The organism is Variovorax sp. P1_G12, assembly GCF_056405555.1.
This window is the reverse complement of the sequence record NZ_JBFUBW010000019.1, coordinates 65,308-80,894: the sequence shown is the minus strand read 5'-3', so window position 1 is coordinate 80,894 and position 15,587 is coordinate 65,308. Positions and strand designations below refer to the sequence as shown.

The following is a 15,587-nucleotide window of genomic DNA, read 5'->3' as shown; positions in this document are numbered from 1 at the left end:
AGCTACGCGCCCGCACACTTCGGGCGGCCCCGGGCCACCCCACAAGAAGGACGCAAGCCATGGGCGCCGCGCTGAGCGGCATTCCCGTCGCCGACCTCGACACCCTCGCCTACTACATCGCGCGCTTTCCCGGCGCCATCACCCCGCCCCCCGGCAAATAGGAACCCGTCTCTTGGAAGTCTCATTCAGCAAGGAAATCGAGGCGCTGCGCCTCGGCGCCGGCGACACCTTTCACGGCGAGGGCATCCTCGCGATCACCAAGGGGCTGCTGCAGTCCGGCGTGGCCTACGTCGGCGGCTACCAGGGCGCGCCGGTCTCGCACCTGCTCGACGTCATGGTGCAGGCCAAGCCCTACATGGACGAGCTCGGCGTGCACGTCGAGGCCTGCTCCAACGAGGCATCGGCGGCGGCGATGCTCGGCGCCTCGATCCACTATCCGCTGCGCGGCGCCGTGACCTGGAAGTCGATCGTCGGCACCAACGTGGCGGCCGACGCGCTGTCCAACCTGTCGTCGCCGGGCGTCAAGGGCGGCGTGCTGATCGTGGTCGGCGAGGACTACGGCGAAGGCGCCTCGGTGATCCAGGAGCGCACGCACGCCTACGCGCTCAAGTCCAGCATGTGCCTGCTCGACCCGCGGCCCGACCTCGGGGTGATGGTGAACATGGTCGAGCACGGCTTCCGGCTCTCGGAGACCTCCAACATGCCCTGCATGATGGAGCTGCGCATCCGCACCTGCCACGTGCGCGGCAGCTTCGAATGCAAGGACAACCTGCCGCCGCCGGTCTCGACCCGGGCGCTGATCGAGGAGCCGGCCGGCTTCGACTACATGCGGCTCGCGCACCCGCCGGTCACCTTCCGGCACGAGAAGCTCAAGGGCGAGGAGCGGCTACCGGCCGCCCGCCGCTACATCGCGGAACACAAGCTCAACGAGCTGATCCCTGGCACCCACGCCGACCTCGGCATCGTGGTGCAGGGCGGCCTCTACAACGCCCTCGTGCGCAGCCTGCAGCAGCTCGGCCTGGCCGACGCCTTCGGTGCCACCGACATCCCGCTGCTGGTGCTCAACGTCGCCTATCCGCTGGTGCCCGACGAGGTCGCGGATTTCTGCATCGGCAAACGCGCGGTGCTGGTGGTGGAAGAAGGGCAACCCGAGTACATCGAACAGGAGATCGCGACCCTGCTGCGCCGGCGCGACATCCAGACGCCGCTGCACGGCTGCGACATGCTGCCGGCCGCGGGCGAATACGGCGTCGAGGTGCTGGCCAGCGGCCTCGCCCAGTTCGCGCAGCGCTACCTGCCCGACCATGCGCACGACTCGGCCAGGTCATGGCTGGCCGGCAACAACGACCGCCGCGCCGCCGTGGCGACGAAGCTCGACGCCCCGCTGCCCAGCCGCCCGCCGAGCTTCTGCATCGGCTGCCCCGAGCGGCCGGTGTTCGCGGCGCTCAAGCTGGCGCAGCAGGACAGCGGCCCGGTGCACATCGCGGCCGACATCGGCTGCCATGCCTTCGGCACCTTCGAGCCCTTCTCGATGGGGCACTCGATCCTCGGCTACGGCATGAGCCTGGCCAGCCGCGCCGGCGTGTCGCCGATGATGCAGCGGCGCGCGTTGTCGATCATGGGCGACGGCGGCTTCTGGCACAACGGCTTGCTCACCGGTGTGCAGAGCGCGCTCTTCAACGGCGACGACGCGGTGCTGCTGATCTTCAAGAACGGCTACACCTCGGCCACCGGCACGCAGGACATCATCTCGACGCCCGACGAGGACATGAAGGAGCGTGCGGTCGACAAGCAGCAGAGCCTGGTCGACAAGAACCAGACCATCGAAGCCACGCTGAAGGGCCTGGGCGTGCAATGGCTGCGCACGGTCCACACCTACGACGTCGACAAGATGCGCAAGACGCTCAACGACGCCTTCACGAGCGACTTCAACGGACTCAAGGTGATCATCGCCGAGGGCGAATGCCAGCTCGAGCGGCAACGCCGCATCAAGCCCTGGATCGCCGGCCTGCTGAAGCGGGGCGAGCGCGTGGTGCGCGTGAAGTACGGCGTCGACGAGGATGTCTGCAACGGCGACCATGCCTGCATCCGGCTGTCGGGCTGCCCGACGCTGACGATCAAGGACAACCCCGATCCGCTCAAGGTCGACCCGGTGGCGGTCGTGATCGACGGCTGCGTCGGCTGCGGCCTGTGCGGCGCCAACGCGCATGCCGCCACGCTGTGCCCGAGCTTCTACCGCGCCGAGGTGGTGCAGAACCCGAAGCGGCACGAACGCCTGCTGCATGGCCTGCGCGGGGCCATCGTGCGCGCATTGCAACCGGCATGACGACGATGAACACGAACCAACAACGCCCCATCACCCTGCTGATCTGCGCGCTCGGCGGCGAAGGCGGCGGCGTGCTGACCGAATGGCTGGTCGACACCGCCCGCAACGCCGGCTATGCGGCGCAGAGCACCTCGATCCCCGGGGTCGCGCAGCGCACCGGCGCCACCACCTACTACGTCGAGGTCTTCCCGGTGCCGCTGGCCGAACTCGGCGGCCGCCAACCCGTGTTCAGCCTGAGCCCGGTGCCGGGCGCGCTGGACGCCCTCGTGTCCTCCGAGCTGCTCGAGACCACGCGCCAGATCGGCAACGGCATGAGCACGCCCGAGCGCACCGTCGTCATCACCTCCTCCGCCCGCACCCTGACCACCGCCGAGCGCATGCAGCCCGGCGACGGCCGCGCGGACGCCGCTCGCCTGCTCGATGTGGTGAAGGCGTTCAGCCGCGAGCACCACGTGTTCGACATGGGCGCGACGGCGCGCGAGGCCGGCACGGTGGTCAGCGCCGTGATGCTCGGCGCGATCGCGAGCAGCGCACTGTTCCCCTTTCCGCGCACGGCCTACGAGCGCGCGGTGCGCGGCGGCGACGCGGCGCAGGAGCCGAGCCGGATGGCCGCCGCCAGCCTGCGTGGCTTCGCGAAGGCCTTCGACACCGTGAACACGCCGCGCGAACAGGCCGCCCTGGTCTCGCGCCTGTTGGCCACGACGGCCAACGACGACGCGCGGCCACAGCCGCTGCCGCCGGCCGTGGCGGCGCAGTTTCCCGCGCCGGTGCACGACCTGCTCGCGCTCGGCCATGCGCGCGTGCTCGACTACCAGGACGCCGGCTACGCCGCGCTCTACGTGCAGCGCCTGGCCCAGGTGCTGGCCGCCGAGCGCGCGGCCGACCCGGCGGGCGCCCACGGCTTCGCGGTCACGCGCGAGATGGCACGCTGGCTCGCGCTGTGGATGGCCTTCGACGACATCGTGCGCGTGGCCGAGCTCAAGAGCCGCGCCAGCCGGGCGCAGCGCGTGCGCGGCGAGGTCAAGGCCACGGAAGGCGACATCGTCAAGGTCTACGACCACTTCAAGCCCGGTGCGCCCGAGTTCGCGGCACTGCTGCCGGCCTCGCTGGCCCATCGCGTGACCGCCTGGGACCGGCGCCGCAAGACGCCCTGGGCGATGCCGCTCAAGGTCGGCAGCCATTCGGTGTTCGGCATGGCCGCGCTGCGCCTGCTGGCCTCGCTGCGCTGGCTGCGCAAGCGCGGCAACCGCTTCGCCGAGGAGCAGGCGCTGATCGGCCGCTGGCTCGATGCCGTGGTCGCCGGCACCCGCACCGACTGGCGCCTGGGCCACGAGATCGCGCTCTGCGGCCGCCTCATCAAGGGTTACGGCAGCACCAACGAGCGCGGCAAGAACAACCTGCTGCACGTGATCGACCACCTGGCGACGGCACCGCTGCCCGATGGCTCGCCCTCAGCGCGCGCCACGGCGATCGCCGCGGCGCGCGAGGCCGCGCTGGCCGACGAGGGAGGCCATGCGCTCGATGCCGCGCTGGTGCGCCACGGTGCGCCGCCGCGCCCCGTCAAGGCACAGCCGATCCGCTGGATGAAGCGGCCGCCGCCATCCACCGCCAGCCCTCGCACCTGAACTCGCGCGGACGCCGCATGAAGCGGCGTCCTTCCAGGAATCAAGAAAGAAGAGACTTCCCATGCACGACCACACACCCCGCTTCCGACGACGCCTGCTGCCTGCCTGCGCCCTCCTTGCCCTCGCGCTCGCCGCCCCTGCGGCCGCGCTCGCGCAGGCCTGGCCGACCCGGCCCGTCAAGATCCTGGTCGGCTTTCCGCCTGGCGGCGTGGCCGACATCATGGCGCGGTCGGTGGCACCGCTGATGTCCGAAACGCTCGGCCAGCCGGTCGTCGTCGAGAGCCGCGCGGGCGCCAACGGCAACGTGGCGGCCGATGCGGTCGCCAAGTCGCCCGCCGACGGCTATACGCTGGCCCTGACGAGCACCGGCATCGAGTCGGTGAATCCGTTCCTGTTCCGCAAGATGCCCTTCGATCCCGTGAAGGACCTCGCGCCGGTCGCCGCCACCGGCCGCATCCAACTGTTCCTCACGACCCGTCCGGGACTGCCGGTCAGCGATGTGGATTCGTTCGTGCGTTATGCCAAGGCCAACCCCGGCAAGCTGTCCTTCGGCTCCGCCGGCTCGGGCAGCACGCCGCACCTGGTGGGCGAGCTGTTCAAGCAGAGCGCCGGCCTCTACGCGGTACACGTTCCCTATCGCGGCGCCGCGCCGGCGCTGCAGGACCTGCTGGCGAGCCAGATCGACTTCTTCTTCGATCCGGGCATCTCGTTCGCCAACGTGCGTGCCGGCAAGCTCAAGATGCTGGCGGTCGCCAGCGGCCAGCGTTCACCGCTTTTCCCCGAGGTGCCCACGCTGGCCGAGCGCGGCTACAAGAACATGGACTACGACACCTGGTTCGGCCTGTTCGCACCCGCCGCCACGCCGCCGGAGGTGCGCCAGCGGCTCAACGAGGCCGTCAACAAGGCACTCGCCAACGAAGGCCTGCGCAATCGATTCCGAGAAGTGGGCGGCGAGGCGACGCCGATGACGGCCGAGGCCTTCTAGGCCGTCGCGCGCAAGGAGACCGTCGTCTTCGGCCAGCTCATCAAGGACCGCGATATCCAGGCGGACTGACGCATCCGCCCCAAGGTAAACGCGGATAGCCGCACCCCCACTGTTCTTATAAAACATAACCGGTTGCCTTCGCGCCACGCCCACCGATCAAGCCAGGAGACCTTCATGAAGAACTCGCGCATCCAGCCCCTCGCCGTGCTCGCCGCCGTGCTGGCACTTTCGTCCCTGCCGGCGCTGGCGCAGGACAAGCCGGTCAATCTCAAGATGTCGAGCTGGGTGCCGGCGCAGCATCCGCTGAACCCTTCGCTGCAGGCCTGGGCGGACGACATCAAGAAGGCGTCCAACGGCACCATCACGGCGACGCTGTTCCCCTCCGAGCAGCTCGGCAAGGCCTTCGACCACTACGACATGGCGCGCGACGGCATCGCCGACTTCGCCTACGTCAATCCGGGCTACCAGCCGGGCCGCTTCCCGATCATGGCGGGCGCCTCGCTGCCCTTCCTGTTCGCCGACGGCAAGGGCGGCTCGGCCGCGATCGACGGCTGGTACCGCCCCTACGCGGCCAGGGAAATGAAGGACGTGAAGTTCTGCTTTGCCTTCGTGCACGACCCGGGCACCTTCCATGCGCGCAAGAAGATCCTGCTGCCCACCGACATCAAGGGCATGAAGATCCGTCCCGCGACCAGCACCATCGGCCAGATGGTGACTTCGCTGGGCGGCACCAACGTGCAGGCCTCGGCCCCCGAATCGCGCGACATGCTGGAGCGCGGCGTGGCCGACGCGATCACTTTCCCGTGGGGCTCGATCGGCCTGTTCGGCATCGACAAGGTGGTGAGCTACCACATGGACGTGCCGCTCTACGTCACGCCCTTCGTCTGGGCCATGAACCAGGGCAAGTACGACAGCATGTCGGCGGCGCAGAAGAAGGTGATCGACGACCACTGCACCAGCGAATGGGCCGAGAAGGTCGCCGCGCCGTGGGCCGACTTCGAGTTCGCAGGCCGCGCCAAGATCGCCGGCCAGTCCGGCCACGAGATCTACAAGCTCACGCCCGAGCAGCTGGACGCCTGGCGCAAGGCCACGGCGCCCGGCGAGGCGCAGTGGGCCGAGGGCGTGAAGAAGGTGGGGCAGGACCCGAAGGCGGTAATGGATTCGCTGAAGGCCAGCCTGACGAAGAACAAGTCGGCGCTCTGATGCCTCAGCGTCTGGCAACCGTTGCCCCATGGCCGGCGAAGCCCGGCATGTCGGTGGAACACCGCGGAACCGGCTTCGCCGGGCCGCTGGTGTTGCCCCCGGCAGGGGGTGGGCGGCTACACGAAGTGAGCCAACCTGGGGGGGAGCAATGAGCAACAAGATGATCAACTCCATCGAATGGCTGGCCGCCATGTTCGTGGGGATCGTCGCGCTCAACATCTTCCTCGCGGTGGTGCTGCGCAAGTTCTTCAACACCTCCATTCCTGATTCCTACGACTTCGGCCGGATGCTGCTGGGCATCCTGATCTTCTGGGGCATTGCCGCCACCAGCTACCGCGGCGGCCACATCACGGTCGACTTGGTGTGGACCGCCGCCGGCCCGCGCATGAAGCGCTGGATCGACGTCTTCGCCACGCTGGTGCTGCTGTTCGTGGTCGCTGTACAGACCGCCACGCTGTTCGACAAGGTGCGCGCGACCTACGTCGACAACGTGCTGACCTACGACATGAACATCCCGACCTGGCCCTTCTACGCGGTGGCCTGGATGGGCGATGTGTCGGCGGTGTTGCTGATCGCGATCCGCACCTACCGGCTGATCTTCCATCCCGAACTGCTCGAAGAGACGAAGCCTGAAATGAAAGCCGACGAATGAGCACGGATGCGATCGCGGTTCTTGGCTTTGTTGTTCTTTTCGCATTGATGCTCCTGCGCGTGCCGGTCGGCATGGCGATGGGCCTGGTCGGCGTCACCGGCTACGCCTGGATCGTCGGCCCCGGCCCGGCGCTCAAGCTGGTCGGCCAGACCTCGATGCGCACCGTCACCGACTACACCTTCGGCGTGATCCCGATGTTCATGCTGATGGGCGCACTGGTCTCGGTGTCGGGCGTCAGCCGCGAACTGTTCAAGGCCGCCAACTCGATGATCGGCCACCTGCGGGGCGGCCTGGGCGTGGCCACCGTGCTGGCCTGCGGCGGCTTCGCGGCCATCTGCGGCTCTTCGGTCGCCACCGCCGCGACCTTCTCGGCCGTGGCCTATCCGGAGATGCGGCGCTTCAACTACCCGCAGTCGTTCTCGACCGGCGTGATCGCGGCCGGCGGCACGCTGGGAGCGATCCTGCCGCCGTCGACCGTGCTCGCGGTCTACGCCATCCTGACGCAGCAGGACATCGGCAAGCTCTTCATGGCCGGCATCATCCCCGGCATCCTCGCGATGGTGATGTACGTGCTGACGATCGCGATCATCGTGCGCGTGCGCCCCGACTGGCTGCCCGGCGGCGAACTCAAGCCCTGGAACGAGCGCCTGGCCGATCTCAAGAACGTCTGGGCGCCGCTGGTGCTGTTCGTCTTCGTCATCGGCGGCCTCTACGGCGGCTTCTTCACCCCCACCGAGGCCGGCGGCGTGGGCGCCAGCGGCGCCTTCATCCTCGGCCTGCTGCGGCGCAAGCTCGACGGCCCGAAGATCCGCGAGGCGCTGCTGTCGGCCACGCGCACCGCCGCGGCGGTCTTCACCGTGCTGATCGGCGCGCTGCTGTTCGGCTATTTCCTGACCATCACGCAGAGCCCGCAGAAGCTCACCGAGTTCCTCACCAGCCTGGGCATCGGCCGCTACGGCGTGCTGGCGCTGATCATGCTGATGTACCTGGTGCTCGGCTGCCTGATGGACGCCATGGCGATGATCATCCTCACGGTGCCGATCATCTTTCCGGTGATCGTGCACCTGGGCTTCGACCCGATCTGGTTCGGGGTCATCATCGTGATGACGGTCGAGCTCGGGCTGATCCATCCGCCGGTGGGCATGAACGTCTTCGTCATCAAGAGCGTGGTGAAGGACGTGAGCTTCACGACCATCTTCAAGGGCGTGCTGCCTTTCATCCTGACCGACATCCTGCGCCTGGTGATCCTGATCGCGTTCCCGATCATCGCCCTGTGGCTCCCAACGAAAATGGGGTGAGATGAGCTCGCCCCCAGGTTGGCTCACTTCGTGTAGCCGCCCACCCCCTGCCGGGGGCAACACCAGCGGCCCGGCACAGCCGGTTCCGCGGTGTTTCACCAACGGGCCCGGCTGCGCCGGCCGCAGACATGCACAGTCATTGATATGAACATTGAAGTCAACTATTCCGTCCGCGTCGAATTCGGCGACTGCGACCCCGCCGGCATCGTCTGGTTTCCGAATTTCTTCCGCTGGATCGACGCCGCCTCGCGCCACTTCTTCGCCGAGCGCGGCGTGCCGCGCTGGGAAGAGACCACCAAGACCCTCGGTGTCATCGGCACGCCCCTGGTCGACACGCACACGCGCTTCGTCAAGAGCGCGAGCTACGGCGACACCTTGCAGATCGCGGTCTCGATTCCCGAGTGGCGCGACAAGAGCTTCGTGCAGGCCTACCGGGTGACACGTGGCGAGGACCTGATCCTCGAATGCGAGGAGGTGCGCATCTTCGCGGCGAAGCGCGAGGGCGGAGGCATCCGTGCGGTGCCGATCCCGCCCGAGATCCGGCGGCTCTGCGAGTAGACAAGCCAGGGGCTAACGTGCGCCATACCTCGTTTGGCGGACGATTTGCGCCGCCGCGGCGTGTCCAATGCCTGGAGACGACCGGAGATTGCGCATGACCAAGCTCGCCCTGTGCATCGGCATCAACAACTATCCCGGCACCGACATGGAACTGGCGGGCTGCGTCAACGATGCCAACGACTGGGCCGCCGAACTGTCGGCACGCGGCTTCAGCGTCAGCAAGCTGCTCGACGAGCAGGCCACCAAGGCCGGCATGATCGCGGGATTCCGGCGCGTGATCGGACAGGCCGCCGGCGACGACGTCGTGGTCATCACCTATTCGGGCCACGGCACCTACCAGTACGACACCGACGGCGAAGAGGCCGACGGCCTCGATGAGGCCCTGTGTCCGCACGACATCCGGGCTATCGGCGCCGCGCTGACCGACGACGAGATCCATGCCATCTTCAAGAGCCGCCAAGACGGCGTTCGCCTGGTGCTGATCTCCGACAGCTGCCACTCGGGCACCGTGAACCGGGCGCCGCCGGACAGCAGCGACCAGGAGGCCGGCCGGATGCCGCGCTTCATGCCGATGCGCGCCTGGATGCCCGAGGCGCGCCTGGCCACCGCGGGGCCGCAGGGCGCGGCGGTGCCGAAGAAGGGCAGGCACGGCGCCTCCTCGGCCTTCGCGACGGAACCGGAAGACGACGTCGGCGACGTGCTGCTGGCCGGCTGCGAGGAAGGCGAAGGCCACTTCAGCTACGACGCCAGCTTCCAGAATCGCCCGAACGGCGCCTTCACCTTCTACGCATTGAAGGCGCTGCACACGCTGCCCGCGGGCGCCAGCTATGCCCAGTGGCACAAGGCGCTGGCGGACGACCTCCCCTCCACGCGCTATCCGCAGAAGCCGCAGATCCAGGGCAGCAGCGAATCCACGGGACGCGCGATCTTCAGCTGAGGCAACGCCATGGCCGAAGCGATCGTGCTGCAGATCACCGGACGCAGGAGCGACAAGCCCGAAGTCCCCTCCCTGCTGCGATCGACCACCGCGATTCGCACCGTCGGCGCCGACCGCACACCCGATCCCTTCCTGCCGCCGGGCCTGCTCGAAGCCAAGGCCGGCATCGACCTCGCCGGCGGGGTGCGCGGCCTGCCCGAAGGCGCCAGCGCCGAGTTCGAAGCCGATGCCGGCCAGGTGCTGGTGATCGAGCTGGCCGACGGCGGCACGCTCATCACCAGCCCCGCGGGCCTGAAGGCGGCACTGCTGCGCAACCGGCCGGACCTGGTCGATGCCGCAGGCCGCATCCTCTTCGACCGCCTGAACGCCGAGGGCGCGATGCTGGAGCGCGGCGTGTACACCGGCATCGCCGGCAGCCTGGTCAGCCAGGTGATCGCGCTGGCCGTGGGCCGGGACCCGTTGATCGACGCGGCGCAGGCCCGGCTGGCCGATCTCATGCCCGCCAAAGGCAAGGACAAGCTCGCGGGCCTCGACGGCCTCGGCGTCAGCTGGCTGGGCACCAAGGCCCTGATGTGGGCGATCGAGGAGCGGCTCGCGCGCCCGGCCGGGCATCTCTACCGCTGGGAGGACGGCGGCGGCACGCTCGAAGGCGGTGTCGCGGACGACACCGCGCGGATGGTCGATGCCGACGGCACACCCCGACCGGCGCTGGTCTTCATCCACGGCACCGGGTCCAGCACGCTGGGCAGCTTCGGCGACCTGCAGCGCAGCGATCGCGGGCTCTGGGCCCGGCTCGAGAGCCGATTCCCCGGCGGCATCTACGGCTTCGAGCACCGCACGCTGTCGGAGAGCCCGATCGAGAACGCGCTGCAACTCGCCGCCGCCCTGCCGCGCGGCGCCCGCGTCAGCCTGGTGACCCATTCGCGCGGCGGCCTGGTCGGCGACCTGCTGTGCCTGCAAGACATCGACCGGCACATCGACAGCTACAGCTTCGCCTTCCCGGGCGTCGGCGACGCCCAGGGCCGCGAGACCGCGGTGCGCAAGGAGCTGGACCGCGCGCATGCCGAGCATCGCGACCAGTTGCGCGCGCTGTTCGCCCTGCTGCGCGACAAGTCGCTGGTGGTCGAGCGCTATGTGCGCGTTGCCAGCCCGGCGCAGGGCACCCGGCTCGCGAGCGGCAACTTCGACGTCTTCCTGTCGGGCCTGCTGACGCTGATCGGCCGCGTGCCCTGCTTCTTCGGCAACCCGCTGTACTCCGCATTCAAGCGGGTGGTGATCGAGATCGCGAAGAACCGCACCAACCCGCACCTGGTGCCGGGCCTCGAGGCGATGCTGCCCGACTCGCCGATGGCCGCGCTGCTGCGCGACGCCGCGGTGCAGCCGGGCATCCGCATGGCGCTGGTCGCCGGCGACATCCAGGGCGGCAACCTGCTGATGCGCATGGGCGTGCTGCTGACCGACTTCCTGCTGTTCGAGAACACCGACAACGATCTGGTGGTCGACACCGCCGCCATGCTGGCCGGCGTGGCCGCGAAAACCCGGGCCCGGGTGCTGTTCGACCGCGCCGCCGACGTCTCGCACTTCAACTACTTCAGCAACCTCGAGACCCGCAGCGCGCTGCGCGACTGGCTGGTGGAAGACCAGCCCGAAACGCTCGACGCCTTCCGGGCGATCCCGGCCGGCTTCAGCAGCCTCGATGCGGCAGGCATCGGCAAGTCGCGCGGCATCGCCGTCGCGGACCGACCGGTGGTGGTGATGCTGCCGGGCATCATGGGCACCTGCCTCGATGCCGACGGCAAGCGGGTCTGGCTCGATCCGCTCTCGCTGGCCGCCGGCGCGCTGCGGAGCATCGCCTTCGGCGCCGAGCGGGTCACGGCCGGCGAGCTATTCGGCAGGACCTATGGCGACATCTGCGAGCACCTGGCGGACAGCCATCGGGTGCTGCCCTTTCCCTACGACTGGCGCCAGCCCCTCGATGTGCTGGGCGAACGGCTCGGCGCCTTCCTCGAGCTGCTGCTGAAGCAGACCGCGCAGCCGGTGCGCCTGCTCGCGCACAGCATGGGCGGGCTGGTGGTACGGGCCTGCATCTATCGCCGCCGCGACGTCATGGACGCCCTGATGCGGCGCGACGGCGCGCGCCTGGTGATGGCCGGCACGCCGCACCAGGGATCGCATTCGATGGTCGAGAACCTGCTGGGCAAAGGCAATGCGCTGCGCGCGCTGGCGCGGCTCGACTTCCGCCACGACATGCAGGACGTGCTGGACATCGTGGCCGGCTTCCGCGGCGCGCTGCAGCTGCTGCCGAGCCCAGGCTTCGTCGACACCTTCCAGGGCCAGCCAGAGGGCGGCGAGGCGCAGCAGTACTGGGACGCCGAGGCCTGGAAGAAGCTCAAGGCCCTCAACACCGATCTCTGGTTCGGCGACCGGCGCTGCGGCCAGCCCGATGCCGACACGCTGGCCTCGGCCGGCTGGCTGTGGACCGAAGACGCCAAGGCCGGCGCCGGCGCCGTGCCGAGCCTGCCCGCCGACTACCAGGCCAAGGCCATCTACGTCTTCGGCATCGCGCCCGACACGCCCTGCGGCCTGCGGCTCGAGGACCGCGGCGGCAGCCAGCGCCTGCGCATGGTGTCGACCGCGCGCGGCGACGGCACCGTGACCTGGGATTCGGGACGCATCGGCAACATCGGCAGCTTCTACTACCTGCCCGCGGTGCATGGCGACCTGCTGTCGACCGCCGACACCTTCGCGGCCCTCGGAGAGCTGCTGGTCGGCGGCGCCACGGCCCGGCTCGATCGCCATCCGCCGGCCACGCGCGCAGCCGGCCCCGAACGCCCTCGCAGCTACGACCCGGGGCCTCCGAACGCGATCGACGACATCCACTTGGCGGCGGCGGTGGTCGGCGGCACGCCCGGCAGCGACATGACGCCGCGCGCCAGGCTGCGGCTCGAGGTTCGCCTGAAGGCCATGGACCTGCGCTTCCTGGCCTGCCCGATCCTGGTCGGCCACTACGAGAACGACTCGATGGCCGGCACCGAGGCCCTGATCGACACCGAGCTGATGGACGGCCAGCTGGCCCAGCGCAAGGCACTCGACCTCTACGCCGGGCCGCTGGGCACCGCCGCCGTGGTGCTGCGCGCGCCGAGCGCGCTGGACCGCCGGCGCGGCGTGCTCACCGGCGCGGTGGTCACCGGCCTCGGCCGCTACGAGGGCAGCCTGAGCCAGGACTCGCTGATGCTCGCGGTGCGCGCGGGCGTGCTGCGCTATCTGCTGCAGGTGGTCGACGTGATGGGCCGCGAGGACCGCGAGGTCCCGCTGGCGACGCTGCTGCTGGGCTACAACTCCTCGGCCAACCTGACGATCGCGGCCTCGGTCGAGGCGCTGGTGCGCGGCGTCATCGATGCCAACGAGAAGTTCAAGCGGACCACCGGGCTGTCGGTGCGCGTGGCGCGGCTCGACATCGTCGAGCTCTACCTGGACACCGCGATCACCGCGGTCTACGAACTGCGGCAGCTGGCGCCGCGGCTCGCGGCCACGGCCGCCGCCAAGGACACGCTGCTCGCCTGCAGCGCCGAGCTGGTGCAGGGCATCGGACTGCGCCAGCGCCTGTTCGACATCCGCGGCGCCAGCTACTGGCCGCGGCTGATCGTGACCGACGCCGACGACCCGCCCGGCGGCGCGCGGCCCGAGGGCGCGACCCGGCTCGCCAACCGGCTGCGCTTTCTCTACGTCGGCCAGCGGGCGCGGGCCGAGACCGTGGTGCAGCAGCGCCAGCCGAACCTGGTCGAGACCCTGGTGCGCCAGCAGATCAGCCAGACCCGCTGGAACTCCGACTTCGGCCGCATGCTGTTCCAGCTGATCGTGCCGCCGGCGTTCAAGGACGCCGCGCGCCAGTTGCAGCGCATCGTGCTGGTGGTCGACGGCGCCACCGCGAACCTGCCGTGGGAGCTGATGCTGACCGACCCGCTGTTCACGCCCGAGGCGCAGGGCGACGGCCCGCTGCTGCCGCTGGCGCTGTGCACGCCGGTGGTGCGGCAACTCTCCTCGACCGCCTTCCGGCGCGACGTGCGCCAGAGCCTGGCGCACAACGCCTATGTGATCGGCAACCCCTCGGTGCAGGGCTTCGGCGCCGCCTTTCCCGACCCGGCCAATCCCGAGCACAGGGACCCGGACGCGCTCGCCGGTGCCGAAGTCGAGGCGGGCGCGATCGCCGCCCTGTTCGCCACCATGGGCTACGACGTCAGCCGCGCGATCGGCGACTACAACCTGGCCGCCGACGTGCTGGCCAAGCTCTACCGCAAGCCCTACCGGATCCTGCACGTGTCGGCGCACGGCGTCTTCGACCAGCTGCACGCCGACGGCCTGCGCCGCAGCGGCGTGGTGCTTTCGGGCGGCCTGCTGATCACCGCGGCCGAGATCGCGGCGATGGAATTGGTGCCGGAGCTGGTGTTCCTCAACTGCTGCCACCTCGGGCAGATCGACGCCGGCGCTCCGGCCGGACCCACGGTGCGCGACGGCAACAAGCTGGCCGCCAGCGTGGCGCGCGAGCTGATGGACATCGGCGTGCGCTGCGTCGTGGTGGCCGGCTGGGCAGTCGACGACCAGCTGGCGCAGCAGTTCGGCGAGGTCTTCTACCAGGCCCTGCTGCAGGACCGGCGGCCCTTCGGCGATGCCGTCTTCGAGGCACGGCAGGCGCTCTGGGCCGCCCGGCCCGACAACGTGACCTGGGGTGCCTTCCAGGCCTACGGCGACCCGCTCTGGCGGGCCGAGACCGACGCCGACGGCGCCGCCGGCGCGTCGAAGGACGGCAGCGCCTTCGTCTCGCTCGACGAGATGCTCGACGAGCTGGCCCGCGCGCGGGTGGAGGCCTCGCGCCGGCCCGACCACGCGCTCGAGAGCGACCGGCAGGCACGCATCAGGGCCATCGAGGAGGCGCGCGACAAGCGCTGCCCGCCGGCCTGGCTGCGGCTGCCGGCGCTGCAGTCCGCGCTCGGCGCCACCTGGCGCGACCTCGGCTGCCTCGAGCAGGCGCAGCAGGCGCTGCTGGCCGCGATCCAGTCGGTCGACTCGCAGGGCCGGGTGCCGATCCGCGACATCGAGCAGCTGGCCGCGGTCGAGATCGAGCTCGGTGCGGCGCGCGCCGAGCAGGACATCCACCGGATCCGCGCCGATCGGCAAGGCGGCAAGGCGCGCAGCCCGCGGTCCGGCCCCGAGGGCCTGTCGCTGATCGAACACGGCATCGAACGGCTGCTGTCGCTGGACAAGCTGGTGTCGAACGCGGGCCTCTTGCACTCCGGCCCGGCGGCGACCCTCAACGCCGACCGCTGCGCCCTGCTGGCCGGCGCCCACCAGCGCCGGGCCGTGGTGTTCGCGCAGCGGCTGCTGCGCCTCGACGCCAGCACGGCCCAGCGAGCCCAGTGGCGGGATGCCATGGCCGAGGCGGCCGGCGCCGGCCTGCAGGCCTACGCGCGGGCCCAGGGGGTGGCGGGCGACGACGGCTTCAGGCCCTGCGACGCCCTGGACGGCCTGGCGCTGCGAGTGGCGCTCGACGGCTGGGACGAGGCCGATGAGATGTCGGCCGGCGTGGCCCTGGCCCGGCAATGCGGCCAGGCCGTGTCGCGTCTCTGTGCCGCGAGCGGCGATCCCTGGGACGTGGTCATGAGCCCGGAGGCGGTGCTGGTCGAACGGCTGCGCGACGGCAGCTTCGCGGCGCCGGACACCGCCGGCGAGGCGGCGCTGAACGACGTGCGCCAGGCCTACCGGGCGGCGCTGGAGAACCTGGGCCCGAAGGTCCGCCATCTCGACCGGACGGTCGACCACCTGGAGATGCTGTCGACGCTCTTCGACGCCCGCTTCCTGATGGGCGCGGGCGAAGGCTACCGGCGCATGGCCGATGGCCTGGTGGCGCTCGTCAGCCAGCTGCGGCCGGGCCGCGACGCGCGCCGCGACCGGCCGAAGGCGGCGTTGCCGGACTGAGAGAGCCCCGATGCTCCCTCAGTTCATGGG

At 70.1% G+C, this 15,587-nt stretch carries 9 protein-coding genes; all 9 read left to right on the top strand.

What is annotated here, in order from left to right; all coding sequences use genetic code 11:
* Nucleotides 1–172 precede the first annotated feature (172 nt).
* The 9 genes from AC1D2O_RS21695 to AC1D2O_RS21655 all read left to right on the top strand — a co-directional run bounded on the left by AC1D2O_RS21695 (nucleotide 173) and on the right by AC1D2O_RS21655 (nucleotide 15,557).
* Entirely contained in the window at nucleotides 173–2,326 is a 2,154-nt protein-coding gene (locus tag AC1D2O_RS21695; protein WP_478088975.1) for a thiamine pyrophosphate-dependent enzyme, read from the top strand.
* Nucleotides 2,327–2,331: 5 nt separating this feature from the next.
* The gene (locus tag AC1D2O_RS21690) at nucleotides 2,332–3,951 is read left to right on the top strand and encodes an indolepyruvate oxidoreductase subunit beta family protein (RefSeq protein WP_478088976.1); all 1,620 of its coding nucleotides are present in this window, start codon (nucleotides 2,332–2,334) and stop codon (nucleotides 3,949–3,951) included.
* 61 nt (nucleotides 3,952–4,012) lie between these two features.
* A complete protein-coding gene (locus tag AC1D2O_RS21685) occupies nucleotides 4,013–4,936 on the top strand; it encodes a tripartite tricarboxylate transporter substrate binding protein (RefSeq protein WP_478088977.1) in 924 nt (307 codons plus the stop codon).
* 174 nt (nucleotides 4,937–5,110) lie between these two features.
* A complete protein-coding gene (locus AC1D2O_RS21680) occupies nucleotides 5,111–6,139 on the top strand; it encodes a TRAP transporter substrate-binding protein (protein ID WP_478088978.1) in 1,029 nt (342 codons plus the stop codon).
* Nucleotides 6,140–6,287: 148 nt separating this feature from the next.
* Entirely contained in the window at nucleotides 6,288–6,791 is a 504-nt protein-coding gene (locus AC1D2O_RS21675) for a TRAP transporter small permease (RefSeq protein ID WP_478157885.1), read from the top strand.
* A complete protein-coding gene (locus AC1D2O_RS21670) occupies nucleotides 6,788–8,089 on the top strand; it encodes a TRAP transporter large permease (protein WP_478088980.1) in 1,302 nt (433 codons plus the stop codon). Before AC1D2O_RS21675 ends, AC1D2O_RS21670 begins: the two co-directional genes overlap by 4 nt.
* Nucleotides 8,090–8,233: 144 nt before the next feature.
* Nucleotides 8,234–8,647, top strand: a complete 414-nt coding sequence (locus AC1D2O_RS21665) for an acyl-CoA thioesterase (protein ID WP_478088981.1) — start codon at nucleotides 8,234–8,236, stop codon at nucleotides 8,645–8,647.
* 94 nt (nucleotides 8,648–8,741) lie between these two features.
* Entirely contained in the window at nucleotides 8,742–9,584 is an 843-nt protein-coding gene (locus tag AC1D2O_RS21660) for a caspase family protein (protein ID WP_478088982.1), read from the top strand.
* Nucleotides 9,585–9,593: 9 nt separating this feature from the next.
* Nucleotides 9,594–15,557 carry a CHAT domain-containing protein gene (locus AC1D2O_RS21655; protein ID WP_478157884.1) on the top strand — a complete coding sequence of 1,988 codons (5,964 nt, stop codon included), beginning with the start codon at nucleotides 9,594–9,596 and terminating at the stop codon, nucleotides 15,555–15,557.
* The last annotated feature ends 30 nt before the right edge of the window (nucleotides 15,558–15,587 follow it).

Coding starts and splice junctions, on each gene's coding strand:
- AC1D2O_RS21690 (WP_478088976.1), top strand. CDS start 2,332: ATGAACACGAACCAACAACGCCCCATCACCCTGCTGATCTGCGCGCTC.
- AC1D2O_RS21685 (WP_478088977.1), top strand. CDS start 4,013: ATGCACGACCACACACCCCGCTTCCGACGACGCCTGCTGCCTGCCTGC.
- AC1D2O_RS21680 (WP_478088978.1), top strand. CDS start 5,111: ATGAAGAACTCGCGCATCCAGCCCCTCGCCGTGCTCGCCGCCGTGCTG.
- AC1D2O_RS21675 (WP_478157885.1), top strand. CDS start 6,288: ATGAGCAACAAGATGATCAACTCCATCGAATGGCTGGCCGCCATGTTC.
- AC1D2O_RS21670 (WP_478088980.1), top strand. CDS start 6,788: ATGAGCACGGATGCGATCGCGGTTCTTGGCTTTGTTGTTCTTTTCGCA.
- AC1D2O_RS21665 (WP_478088981.1), top strand. CDS start 8,234: ATGAACATTGAAGTCAACTATTCCGTCCGCGTCGAATTCGGCGACTGC.
- AC1D2O_RS21660 (WP_478088982.1), top strand. CDS start 8,742: ATGACCAAGCTCGCCCTGTGCATCGGCATCAACAACTATCCCGGCACC.
- AC1D2O_RS21655 (WP_478157884.1), top strand. CDS start 9,594: ATGGCCGAAGCGATCGTGCTGCAGATCACCGGACGCAGGAGCGACAAG.